Raw genomic sequence first — 12183 nt, 5'->3', positions numbered from 1 at the left:
CTTTCAGGCCGCCAGCATCACCCGATCGCGGCCTTCCTGCTTGCCGCGGTAGAGCGCCTGGTCGGCACGCTCCAGGGCGCTGGCGAAAGCCTCGCAATCGCGAATCTCGCACACTGCCAGGGTCGCCGTGACCCGCGCGGGACCGCGTTCGAGCGAATGGGTCACGTCGGTCAGGCGCTGGCGGATGCGTTCCGCCACGCCCCAGGCCACTTCGGTCCGCGCCTGGGGCAGCAACACCAGGAATTCCTCGCCGCCCCAGCGCGCCGCCAGATCGGAATGGCGCACCTCGCGGCGGATGACGTCGGCGATGCCCTGCAGCACCAGATCGCCGCAATCATGGCCGAAGCGATCATTGATGTGCTTGAAGTGATCCACGTCGAAGAGGATGAGGCTGCCGGTCACGCCACTGTGCTGGTCGGCCTGGTCGAGAATCCGCCGGCGGTTGTAGAGGTTGGTGAGGCTGTCGTGACTGGCGGAATGCAGCAGATCCAGCTGCATCTTGGTGCTGTGGTGGAAGGAGGCGCCGGTGCCGTAGAGCAGCAGTAGCAGGGCGCTAATGACGTTGAGCACGCCGAACAGCTTCATCGCCAGGGGCGCGAGAGCCGCGGGAGGGTGCAGCAGGTAGCCGCCAGCCAGGGTCACGAGGATTCCCAGCACCAGCAGCAGATGGCGGATCGGCGCGGTGCGGTAGTTGTAGATGACGATCGGCAGGATGCACAGCACGTAGTAGTGGAAGTTGCTATCCCAGCCGAGTTGCCAGGTGGCGATCCAGGCGTGGGCGACGATCTCGCAGCACATGGTCAGGCTGGCGATGCGATAACGGCGCTGGCGCAGGGCGGCCAGGCAGCCCACGTAGGCCGCGATGCTGAGCACGTTGGCCCAGGCCATCAGGATCTCGTCGAGCAGGACGAAAATGATCAGCAACGCCACATGAATGGCCATGGCTGCCTGAACCACAGGTTTGGCGACTTGCCAGAATTTGCCCAGGGAGTCGTTGAGAGCCTGGTTGCGATCACGATAGGAAAGAGCAGTCATGAAGGGGTCACCATAAAGCAGCGCGCCAATGATAAATGCGCTAACAGTAAGCTTAATGGCAAACGGCCAGTCCGGGTGATCCTTTAGCCGAATGGAGGCTGGAAAGGATCGAGTGGAGCGCTGCCGCGACCATCGGCGCGCCTGACTGCGGTGCTGTGCCCGGATTCGTCCGCGCTATCCGCCCAGCCGCCTGCTGATGGCCTGGGCGGCGGCGTGCAGACGGCTCGCAGCGGCGCCTCCGACCTCGGCCTGGAAGCCTGGCGCGGCGCCGACCAGGGTCAGCACCCCGGCCAGCCGGCCGCCGGCTCCAAACAGCGGTGCGGACAGCGCATTGACGCCCGCCATCAGCAGGCCATGCACCGGTTGGATATGGGTCTCCCGCAGCTGGCGTGCACCTTCCGCCAGTTCCACCGCGCTGGGGGCATCCGGCCGGTGCAATTCTTCCGCGCGCAATGCCGCGGTCTCGACATCCGGCAGGAAGGTATTGAACACCAGGCCCGTGGAAGAGCCCAGCAGCGGCAGCACCGAGCCGACCTGGGTCACCAGGGTGACGGCGCGCAGCGCCTGTTCCACCAGCACCACGGTCGGCCCCTTGTTACCCCAGACCGCCAGAAAGCTGGTTTCGCCGACCTCGTCGCGCAGGTCGGCCAGCAGTGGCGCCGCCAGCTTCACCACATCCAGTCGACCCAGGGCGGCCAGGCCAACGAAGAGGGCGGCCTGGCCGAGTCCGTAGTGATTGGTGCGCGGATCCTGCTCGGCGAACCCGCTGGCGATCAGCGCCTGCAGGTAGCGGTGCACCTTGCTGGCGGGCATGTCCAGGTGACTGGCCAGGCGTGACAGGGACGTGGACGGCGCCAGCTCGGCGAGGGCCTTGAGGATGTCGGTGCCGACCTCGGCCGCCTGCACCTTCTGGCGTCGTGGGGGGGCTGCTTCGGGAGTGTTCGTCATCGGTTCGATCGCACGGGGAAAGGCAGCGTTATAGCTTGACGCTCTGCCGGGTTCAATTTACTTTTTGCGTAAACCTATTACGCATAATGGGTGGCCCAGGTGAACCGACAAGAACAAGCAGCAACGCCAGTGACCTACCAGTCCGGCTTTGGCAATCACTTCAGCACCGAGGCGCTGCCGGGCGCCCTGCCGATCGGGCAGAATTCGCCGCAACGAGCGCCCTTCGGCCTCTATGCCGAGCAACTTTCCGGGACGGCCTTTACCGTGCCGCGCCACGAGGCTCGGCGCTCCTGGCTGTATCGGCTCAGGCCATCGGCCGCCCATGGCCGCTTTCAGCGCTGCACCGGCCAGTTGACCGGCGCCGAACTGGGCGCCCCCACGCCCAATCGCCTGCGCTGGAACCCCTTGCCGATCCCGGCAGTAGCCACCGATTTTCTCGCCGGGCTGGAGCGGATCGTCGCCACCGCCGCGGGTGACCAGGCCGAGGGCGTCAGTCTCTATCGCTATGCCGCCAATGCCAGCATGACCGGTGTCTTCTACGACGCCGATGGAGAATTGCTGATCGTGCCGGAGCGGGGGCGGTTGGACCTGGTCACTGAGCTGGGCCTGCTCCGCATCGAGCCGCAGGAGATCGCGGTGATTCCACGCGGCCTGAAATTCCGGGTAGAGCTGGAGGAGGGCGAACCGGTACGGGGTTACGTCTGCGAAAACCACGGTCGCTCTCTGCGGTTGCCCGAGCTGGGTCCGATCGGCAGCAACGGTCTGGCCAATCCGCGTGATTTCCAGGCGCCCGTGGCCCGCTTCGAGGATCTGGAGGCACCCACCCGGCTGGTTCAGAAATTCCTCGGCGAACTCTGGGAGACCGAGCTGGATCACTCGCCGCTGGACGTGGTCGCCTGGCATGGCAACAACGTGCCCTACAAATACGACCTGCGCCGCTTCAATACCCTGGGCACCGTGAGTTTCGATCATCCCGATCCGTCGATCTTCACCGTGCTGACCGCGCCCGGGACCAGCGAAGGGGTAGCCAACATCGATTTCGTGATCTTTCCACCTCGCTGGATGGTCGCGGAGAACACCTTTCGTCCGCCCTGGTTCCACCGCAACCTGATGAACGAATTCATGGGTCTGATCCAGGGCGCCTACGACGCCAAGGCCGCTGGCTTCGCGCCGGGTGGGGCCTCCCTGCACGGCTGCATGAGTGCTCATGGCCCGGACCATGTTTCCACCCAGAACGCCATCGCCGCCGAACTGCGGCCGCACCGGATCGAGAACACTATGGCCTTCATGTTCGAAACCGGACGCGTCCTGCGGCCGACCCTTCACGCCCTGGCATCGCCGCTGCTGCAGCCCGACTACGATGCCTGCTGGACGGGCCTCGCCAAGACCTTCGTCGCGCCCGGCGCAGGAGCATCGGCATGACCCACGAACTGCACAGCTGGGTCGCCTCGGCCAATGGCCATGCGGATTTTTCCCTGCACAACCTGCCCCTGGGCGTGTTCAGTCGCGGAGAGGAGACGCCCCGCGGGGGCGTGGCGGTGGGTGACTTCATCCTCGATCTGGGTTTCGCTCTCGAAGCGGGTCTGTTCCGCGGCGAAGCCCAGCGGGCCGCCGAACTGGCTGCCCAGGAAACGCTCAATGCCTTCTTCGCCGCCGGCAGGCCGGCGCGGGTCGCCTTGCGCCAGGCCCTGCAGGCGCTGCTGCGTGCCGATCATCCGCAGCGCGAGCAACTCGAGGAGCTGGCCGAGTATCTGCTGGCCCCCCAGAGCGCCTGCCGGATGCACCTGCCCGCGCGGGTCGGTGACTACACGGATTTCTATGTCGGCATCCACCATGCCACCCAGATCGGTCGGCTGTTCCGCCCGGACAATCCGCTGCTGCCCAACTACAAGCACGTGCCCATTGCCTACCATGGCCGTGCTTCCACCCTCGGGGTTTCTGGCGAGACGTTCAGGCGACCCAAGGGCCAGACGCTGCCGGCCGGGCAGGAGGCGCCGGTATTCGGGCCTTGCCGCCGGCTGGACTACGAGCTGGAGCTGGGTATCTGGATCGGCCCGGGCAATGCCCAGGGCGAGTCCATCGCCATCGGCAACGCGGCGGAGCATATCGCCGGTTTCTGTTTGCTCAACGACTGGTCGGCGCGGGACATCCAGGCCTGGGAATACCAGCCGCTGGGCCCCTTCCTGTCGAAGAGTTTCGCCAGCACCCTGTCGCCCTGGGTGGTGACCGCGGAAGCCCTGGCACCCTATCGCCAGGCGCAGCCAGCGCGGCCTACCGGGGATCCCCGGCCCCTGGCCTATCTGTACGACGCGCACGACCAGGCCCAGGGCGCGCTGGACATCGAACTGGAAGTATTGCTGCGCACGCCGCGCATGGTGGAGCAGGGATTGCCCGCGCAGCGGATCGCCCTGAGCAACACCCTGAACATGTACTGGACGGCGGCGCAGATGGTGACCCATCACACCGTCAATGGCTGTGCCCTGCGGCCTGGCGACTTCTTTGGGTCAGGTACCCTGTCCGGGCCGGATGCCGGCAGTTGCGGCAGCCTGCTGGAGCTCACCCAAGGCGGCAAGCAGCCGCTGCAACTGCCAGGCGGCGAGACCCGTACCTTTCTGGAAGACGGTGACGAGGTCATCCTCAGGGCGCGCTGTCAGCGGCCTGGACTGCCCACGATCGGATTCGGCGAATGCCGCGGCCAGGTGCTGGCGGCAGGCTAGGGCAGTGCAGGTTGCCACCGGCCTGAGTGGCGTTGACAAGGCCCCTGGGCAGGTGCAGATTCCTTTTAACGTAATGAACTTACGCATAATAAGAAGCCGGCAGGCGATCGCGGGGCAGTGTCGATGGACCTCTTCACCTATTACCGTTCGACCTCGGCCTATCGGGTCCGCCTGGCCCTGGCGCTGAAGGGACTGGACTACCATGCCGTGCCGGTCAATCTGCTGGCCGGCGAGCAGCGCCAGCCGGCCTATCGAACGCTCAATGCCCTGGGACGACTGCCCAGCCTGCGCCTCGACGGCGGCGAGGTGCTGAACCAGTCCCCCGCCATCCTCGAATACCTCGAAGAACGCTATCCAGCGGTGCCCTTACTGCCGGCCGAGCCGCTGCTGCGGGCCCGGCATCGGGGGGTCGCCGCCCTGATCGCCTGCGATGTCCATCCGCTGCACAACGTCTCGGTGCTCAACCGCCTGCGCGGCCTGGGCCTGGAAGAGCCGGCCATCCTCGACTGGATCTCGCACTGGATCGGCGAAGGCCTGGCAGCGGTGGAGACGCAGATCGGACCCAGTGGCTTCTGTTTCGGCGACGTCGGGCTGGCGGACGTCTATCTGCTGCCCCAGCTCTATGCGGCGCGGCGTTTCCAGGTGGACCTGTCGCCTTATCCGCGCCTCCTGCGGGTGGAAGCCCTGGCCGCCGCGCATCCGGCTTTCCAGCAGGCGCGCCCCGAGGTTCAGCCGGATACCCCGGCACAGGTGGCCCCGTGAGGCGCCTGGGCTGTCAGCTTCTCCTGGGCGATTTCCTCGCCCGCAGCGTGCGCGGCATTTCCTGCGCGCCGCCCCTGACGGGGTGCTAGCCCGCGTTACCGACAACGTCCGTCACGTTACCCGTCAAGGAGCCAGTCATGGCCGATCTGTTTGAAAATCCCATGGGCCTCATGGGTTTCGAGTTCATCGAATTCGCTTCGCCCACGCCCAATGTCATCGAACCCGTACTGGAAAGCCTTGGCTTCAGCCACGTCGCCAACCACCGATCCAAGGACGTGGTGCTGTTCCGCCAGGGCGACATCAACGCCATCGTCAATCGCGAGAAGACCGGCCATGCGGCCTATTTCGCCGCCGAGCATGGCCCTTCCGTGTGCGGCATGGCCTTTCGTTGCCGCGACTCCCACCACGCCTATGCCAAGGCGCTGGAGCTGGGCGCCCAGGCGATGGACATGCCTACCGGCCCGATGGAACTGCGGCTGCCGGCGATCAGGGGCATCGGCGGTGCGCCGCTGTACCTCATCGATCGCTACGAGGAGGGCAGCTCGATCTACGACATCGATTTCGTGTTTCTGGAGGGCGTCGAGCGCAAGCCGGTGGGCGCCGGCCTCAAGGTCATCGACCACCTGACCCACAACGTCTATCGCGGGCGCATGGCCTACTGGGCCGACTTCTACGAACGGCTGTTCAACTTCCGCGAGCTGCGCTACTTCGACATCAAGGGCGAGTACACCGGTTTGACCTCCAAGGCCATGACCGCGCCGGACGGCCTGGTGCGTATCCCGCTCAACGAGGAATCCTCCAAAGAGGCTGGGCAGATCGAGGAATTCCTCATGCAGTTCAACGGCGAGGGCATCCAACACGTGGCCTTTCTCACCGATGACCTAGTGGCCACCTGGGATCGGCTCAAGGCCTATGGCACGCGTTTCATGACCGCGCCGCCGGAGACCTACTACGAGATGCTCGAAGGGCGGGTGCCCAACCATGGCGAACCTGTGGAGGCGCTGAAAGCCCGCGGCATCCTGCTCGACGGTACTTCCGAAGGTGGCGAGCGCCGTCTGTTGCTGCAGATCTTCTCCCAGACCCTGCTGGGACCGGTGTTCTTCGAATTCATCCAGCGCAAGGGCGACACCGGTTTCGGCGAGGGCAACTTCAAGGCGCTGTTCGAATCCATAGAGCGCGATCAGGTGCGGCGTGGGGTGCTGAGCACCGCGGAGTAACGGCCTCTGGCTTCCAGGCGGCTTGCCCAGCGGCAGGCGACGCCTCTAAGGTGACGGCGCGTCGCAAGGGCGCGCTAACCTCGGAGGTGGCCATGGAGCTGAGCCAGACCCTGGCGCAGGAAATCGTCGAACGCGCCATGCGTATCCTGCCGGGCAACGTCAATGTCATGGATGCGTCCGGGCTGATCATCGGCTCGGGCGATCCGGCGCGGCTGTTCACCCGCCATGCCGGCGCGCGCCAGGTCATCGCCGAGGGCCGTGCGGTGGCGCTGGATGCCGTCGCCGCCGCACGGCTGGCCGGCGCCCAGGCCGGTATCAACCTGCCGTTGTATCGCGCGGGCGAGCTGGTCGGGGTCCTTGGCGTGTCCGGGGAGGACGCCGAGCACTTGCGCCTGCCCGCCGAGCTCCTGCGTCTTACCGCGGAAATGCTCATCGAGCAGGCCTCCGGGCAGCCGCCCGTGACTAGCCGCATGACCGCACCCCTGCTGCGTCAGCTGCTCGCACCGGGTGCCGCGCCCGAAGTGGGTCGCCATGCCAGTCTGCTCGGCTTGCGGCCGGAGCTGCCGCGGGACGTGCTGTTGCTCGAATTCGCCGTGCCTGCACCGGGCTTTGGCGACTGGGCCCAGCAGCGGCTGACGCACAGCTGGTGCCTGCCGCGCGAAGAGGGGCAGTGGCTCTGGTATCGACCCGGCGCGGAAGCCCCTGAGGCGTTGCTCGGGGAGCTGCCGGGGCAGGGCTGGTCGTTGCGGCGCAGTGCCTGGATCCCGGAGGCCCGGCCTTGGTCGGGGTTAGCCGAGACGACTCAGCGGGCCCTGGCTCTGCTGGCGGTGGCCGGGCGCCTGCGACCTGATCTTGTCCGGGTGGCGCAGGACGACCTGGCCCTGCCCACCTGGCTCCAGGGTCAGGCCGAGCGCTCGCACGGCGCCTGGTTGCTGGAGCCGTTGCTGCGCTTGCGCCAGGCTGACCGGGACGGCCAGCTGCTGGCGACGCTGCGCAGCTGGTTCGCCCAAGACGCCAGCCCCCAGGCCTGCGCCGAGGCGCTGGGGCTGCATCGCAATGGCCTGCGGCATCGGCTGGAGCGGATCCAGGCGCTGACCGGACGGGACCCGCGGCGTTTCGCCGAGGCCGCCGAGTTGTACTGCGCGGTGCTGCTGCTGGATCAGGACTGGGCGGTTTCACAGTCCTGATCTCGCTATGCTGGGCTTTTGTCCTGTTGTGGTGCCGACCGAACCGGGAAACACTCGGCGCATAACAACGGAGAATCGCCCATGAAAATCGTCGTCGCCCCTGATTCCTTCAAGGAAAGCCTGTCCGCTGCCGGTGTCGCCCGCGCCCTGGCCCGTGGCCTGCGTCAGGCCTTGCCCGAGGCTGAGATCATCGAGTGCCCCCTGGGCGATGGCGGTGAAGGCACCCTGGATGCCGTACTGGCCGCGACCGGCGGCAAGGTGCGCGAGGCGCGGGTGACCGGTCCCCTGGGCGAGCCGGTGACCGCCCGCTGGGCCTGGCTGGCCGAGCAGCGCACCGCCTTCGTCGAGATGGCCAGTGCCAGCGGCCTGGAGCTGGTGCCCAGGACCCGGCGCGACGTGCTGGTCGCCACCTCCCGCGGTACGGGCGAGCTCCTGCACGCCGCGCTGGACGCCGGCGCCGAGCGCCTGGTGCTGGCCATCGGCGGCAGTGCCACCAATGACGGCGGCGCGGGGCTGCTGCAAGCGCTGGGTGTGCGCCTTCTGGACAGGCAGGGCCAGGCGCTGGGTCCGGGCGGGGCCGCCCTGGCGATGTTGGCCAGCCTCGACGTGACGGCGCTGCACCCACGGCTGGCGGAGGTGGAGGTGATCATCGCCGCCGACGTCGACAATCCGCTCTGTGGGCCCCAGGGCGCCAGCCAGATCTTCGGTCCGCAAAAGGGCGCTTCGCCCGAGCAGGTTCGCCAGCTCGACGCGGCCCTGGCGCATTTCGCCACCGTTGCCGCCGCGACCCTGGGTCGTGACGTCCGGGAGCAACCGGGTGCCGGCGCCGCCGGTGGCGTCGGCTTCGCCGCCCTGGCCTTTCTCCAGGCGACCTTTCGCCCCGGCATCGAGGTGGTGGCGGAACTGGTCGGGCTGGAAGGGGCGCTGATCAGCGCCGATCTGGCAGTGACCGGAGAAGGGCGACTGGACGGCCAGACCCTGAGGGGCAAGACCCCGGCGGGGGTATTGCGCCTGGCCCAGCGCCACGGCGTGCCGGTGCTGGCCGTGGCCGGTTCGCTGGGCGAAGGCTACGACGCCCTCTATGAACAGGGCCTCGCCGCCGCCTTCAGCCTGGTGCCGGGACCGCTGAGTCTGGAAGAGGCCCTGGCCCAGGCCGAGGTATTACTGGAGCGGACCGCTCGCGATATCGGACGGCTGTGGCGGACGGCGAAAGGCTGACGCCAGAGCCTGCTGGCTGGCGAGCCACGGGGATTTGCCTCATGCTGGCGTCCCGCTCTCGACCGACTGCCGCGATGACCTCGTCTGCGATCCTGCGTACCGGCCTGCTGACCGCGGCCCTGCTGCTGACAGTGCCTGCCGTCCAGGCGGCCATTCCCAGTCTCAAACCGGCCAACACCTGCGTGCGCAGCGCCTTCGTGCTGCGTTGTCAGGACGGGCAGGGCGGCTGGTACGGGGTGGCGGTGCAGGGCAACGACACCCTGATGCGCGGCTATGATGCGGTATCAGGCCGCTCCTGGGCCCAGACCAGCACGCGGCTGGGAAGGCTGCAGTTCTTCAGCGGCCTGACCAGCGACGGCAACCTTTGGCTGGGCCGCACCCGCCAGCTGGGCTGGAACGTCATCAGCCGCTTCTCCACCTCCCAGGGCGACCGCGCCCGCACCAGTTGCAATCGTGTGGCGGGGTGCGAGTGGCGTTAGGTGAACCGGCTAATCGGCTCACTACATGAGCGGATTAGCCGGTTTGTTCGGCTCAGGCGTGACGCCCAATTCGAGTTGCTATCCGATTGCCTTTTCAGCCCAGCGCCTGGGTCAGCAGCGCGAACTGATCCAGGCCGTCGCGGGACAGCGGCGCCGCGCCCCGGGCCATCTGCTCGACCTCGTCGACCTGCGGGACGCCGATTTCAATCAGCCAGGGATTGAGACCGCTGCGGGCCGTCACGTCGAATCTCACGTAGCGCCCTGCCGCGTGGCGCAGCAGGGCGAGGGTCAGCGCCTTGGCCTGGTCGGTGGATTCGGCGATCACCGGGCCGACCGACAGGCCGCGGCCGTAGGGACGCAGCAGGGCGAAGCCGCGCAGCTGGCCCTCCTGCTCCAATCCGACGATGCGCTCGGCCTGGGGCAGCAGTTCCTGCAGCAGCGCGCTGCGGTCCAGGCCGGTGGCCGCCTGGGCGAGGGTCTCCAATTGCGGCGCCGCTGCCGGATTCAACGCACGGACCTGACCTTCCAGCGGATGAGGTTCCCCCATGGCCGGCAGACTCGCCACCTGGTGCTGATAGATGCGCTCATAGGACTCGAAGCCCTGGCTACGGTAGAGCGGGGCGCCGCGCAGGGTGGCGACCAGCAAAGGCGTGCGATTGCCGGCCAGTTGCAGCAGGCCGTCCATGAGGCGGCGGCCATGACCCTGGCCCTGGTGACTGTCGGCGACGATCACCAGGCCGATGGTGGCGTAGTCGCCCTGGGGCACGCAGAAGCCGGTGCCGAACACGCCCTGGTCGTCTTCCAGCACCAGGCCTTCGCCGGTGTGGAACAGGCACCGCCAGTCTTCCAGGCGATGGGGCCAATGCAGTGCCTGGGACAGCTGGTGGGCGGTGGCGAGGTCGGTTTCGCGCAAGGGTCTTAGGGTGGCGTGGGACACGGCAGGGCTCCGGTTCGGGTCTGGCTGATTCAGGCGTCAGCCTAGCAAGCCGCGACGGCAGATTCGGTTGCCGGCGGGTGGGCGTGCCACTGCGAGGCACCGAAGGCTTGTGCCAGTTCGGCAAAAGATGGCGACCCGTCGGCCTAGCATGGGCCCAAGCCCACAGCCCTAGCGGAGCGCGCCATGGCCTCGTTCGACCCCAAAGCAATAGCGGTTCGTTGTGCCCATTTCATCGGCGGTCGCACCCGCGACGCCCGTGCCGAACTGGAGGTGTTCCGGCCCTCCGATGGCGGCTTCCAGAGCGGGTTGCCATATGCCTCGGCGGAGCTGGTGGACGAGGTGGTGGAGGGCACCTGGCGCGCCTGGAAGGCCAGCGACTGGGCCAGCCGGCCGCCGCGCGAACGCGCGCGGGTGATGCGCCGCTGGGCCGATCTGGTCGAAGCCGACGGCGAAATCCTCGGCCCGCTGGAGGCGGTGGGTTCGACCCGTCCGCTGCGCGAGGTGCTGGCCTGGGACATTCCCTATGTCGCCGAGGGCATCCGCTTCTTCGCCGAGTTCGCCGACAAGCACGGTGGCGAGGTGGCGGCCACCGCCACCAGCCACCTGGGTCTGCAGATCACCGAGCCCTATGGCGTGGTGGGCGCCATCGCCCCCTGGAATTTCCCCCTGAGCATGGCCGGCTGGAAGATGGCGCCGGCGCTCGCCGCCGGCAACGCGGTGGTGATCAAGCCTTCGGAGCTGACGCCCTTTTCCATCCTGCGCCTGGCGGAACTGGCCGTGCTGGCGGGCCTGCCAGCCGGCATCCTCAGTGTGGTCCAGGGCGATGGTCGGATGACCGGAGACGCCCTGTGTCGCCATCCGCGCATCGGCAAGGTCACCTTTACCGGTTCGACCGGGACCGGCACCGCCATCATGGTGGCCTGCGCCGAGAGCGGGCCCAAGCCGGTGACCCTGGAGCTGGGCGGCAAGAGTCCGCAACTGGTGTTCGCCGATGCGCCGGATCTGGCCCGTACCGCCCGCAGCGTGGCGGCCGCCATCACCGGCAACGCCGGCCAGGTATGCGTCTCGGGCTCGCGACTGCTGGTCCAGCGCGCTGCCCTGGAGCCGATGCTGGAGGGCATCCGCGCGGCCTTCGCCGCCTTGCGTCCGGGGCCGACCTGGTCGGCGGAGGCGACCCTGGCGCCGATCATTTCCCACCGCCAGGGCCAGCGCATCCAGGACATCGTCTCCCGCAGCCGGGCGGCCGGCGCGGAGATCCTGGTCGGTGGCGCCCTGGAGACAGGACTGGGCGGCGCCTACTATCAGCCGACGCTGATCACCGGGGTCGACGCCGACAATCCCGCGGTGCACGAGGAAATCTTCGGCCCGGTGCTGACCGTGCAGGTGTTCGACGACGAGGCCGAGGCCCTGGCCCTGGCCGACCACCCCACCTACGGCCTGGCCGCCGGGGTGCACACCGCCGATCTCGGGCGGGCGTTGCGGCTGACGCGGGCGCTGGAAGCCGGTACCGTCTGGGTCAATCGCTATGGCCGCAGCCACGACTGGATCATCCCCACCGGCGGCTACAAGCGTTCCGGCATCGGCAAGGACCTGGGCCGCGCCGCCTATGAGGCGACCCTGCGCAGCAAGAGCGTGCTGATCGACCTGGAACACTCCTGAGGCTTGGCCGAGAAGTCGCCGCGC

At 67.8% G+C, this 12183-nt stretch carries 11 protein-coding genes; 8 read left to right on the top strand and 3 right to left on the bottom strand.

Going from position 1 to position 12183, the window contains the following annotated elements:
• Positions 1-3: 3 nt before the first annotated feature.
• Complete coding sequence (locus PVZ77_RS10215) at positions 4-1035, bottom strand: GGDEF domain-containing protein (RefSeq protein WP_273807453.1); 1032 nt, start codon at positions 1033-1035, stop codon at positions 4-6.
• A gap of 174 nt (positions 1036-1209) precedes the next feature.
• Positions 1210-1983, bottom strand: coding sequence for an IclR family transcriptional regulator (locus tag PVZ77_RS10210; RefSeq protein WP_273807452.1), 774 nt, complete (start codon positions 1981-1983; stop codon positions 1210-1212).
• Positions 1984-2082: 99 nt separating this feature from the next.
• Here PVZ77_RS10210 and hmgA point away from each other — a divergent pair, with 99 nt between their 5' ends.
• The 7 genes from hmgA (at position 2083) to PVZ77_RS10175 (ending at position 9563) form a co-directional block, all read left to right on the top strand.
• The gene (gene hmgA, locus PVZ77_RS10205) at positions 2083-3405 is read left to right on the top strand and encodes a homogentisate 1,2-dioxygenase (protein ID WP_273807451.1); all 1323 of its coding nucleotides are present in this window, start codon (positions 2083-2085) and stop codon (positions 3403-3405) included.
• Positions 3402-4700 (top strand): fumarylacetoacetase, encoded by a 1299-nt coding sequence (fahA, locus tag PVZ77_RS10200; protein ID WP_273807450.1) that lies wholly within the window; start codon positions 3402-3404, stop codon positions 4698-4700. The genes hmgA and fahA overlap by 4 nt, the downstream gene beginning before the upstream one ends.
• A gap of 123 nt (positions 4701-4823) precedes the next feature.
• The gene (maiA, locus tag PVZ77_RS10195; RefSeq protein ID WP_273807449.1) at positions 4824-5462 is read left to right on the top strand and encodes a maleylacetoacetate isomerase; all 639 of its coding nucleotides are present in this window, start codon (positions 4824-4826) and stop codon (positions 5460-5462) included.
• A gap of 137 nt (positions 5463-5599) precedes the next feature.
• Complete coding sequence (hppD, locus tag PVZ77_RS10190; protein WP_273807448.1) at positions 5600-6679, top strand: 4-hydroxyphenylpyruvate dioxygenase; 1080 nt, start codon at positions 5600-5602, stop codon at positions 6677-6679.
• 92 nt (positions 6680-6771) lie between these two features.
• Positions 6772-7866 carry a CdaR family transcriptional regulator gene (locus tag PVZ77_RS10185; protein WP_273807447.1) on the top strand — a complete coding sequence of 365 codons (1095 nt, stop codon included), beginning with the start codon at positions 6772-6774 and terminating at the stop codon, positions 7864-7866.
• A gap of 81 nt (positions 7867-7947) precedes the next feature.
• Positions 7948-9084: a glycerate kinase gene (locus tag PVZ77_RS10180; protein WP_273807446.1), complete on the top strand. Its 1137-nt coding sequence runs from the start codon at positions 7948-7950 to the stop codon at positions 9082-9084.
• A 74-nt stretch (positions 9085-9158) separates the two neighbouring features.
• The gene (locus PVZ77_RS10175) at positions 9159-9563 is read left to right on the top strand and encodes a hypothetical protein (RefSeq protein ID WP_273807445.1); all 405 of its coding nucleotides are present in this window, start codon (positions 9159-9161) and stop codon (positions 9561-9563) included.
• 94 nt (positions 9564-9657) lie between these two features.
• Here the strand turns inward: PVZ77_RS10175 and PVZ77_RS10170 are convergent, their stop codons facing one another.
• Positions 9658-10500 carry a GNAT family N-acetyltransferase gene (locus PVZ77_RS10170; protein ID WP_273807444.1) on the bottom strand — a complete coding sequence of 281 codons (843 nt, stop codon included), beginning with the start codon at positions 10498-10500 and terminating at the stop codon, positions 9658-9660.
• Positions 10501-10683: 183 nt separating this feature from the next.
• Between PVZ77_RS10170 and PVZ77_RS10165 the strand changes: the two genes are divergently transcribed.
• On the top strand, positions 10684-12159 hold the full coding sequence (locus PVZ77_RS10165) for an aldehyde dehydrogenase family protein (protein ID WP_273807443.1): 1476 nt from the start codon (positions 10684-10686) through the stop codon (positions 12157-12159).
• The last annotated feature ends 24 nt before the right edge of the window (positions 12160-12183 follow it).

It is taken from the genome of Pseudomonas sp. SHLD1 (assembly GCF_028640935.1).
In the GTDB taxonomy this organism is placed as follows: domain Bacteria; phylum Pseudomonadota; class Gammaproteobacteria; order Pseudomonadales; family Pseudomonadaceae; genus Chryseomonas; species Chryseomonas aestiva.
The sequence above is the reverse complement of the archived record's forward strand: the minus strand, read 5'-3'. Positions and strand labels throughout refer to the sequence as shown.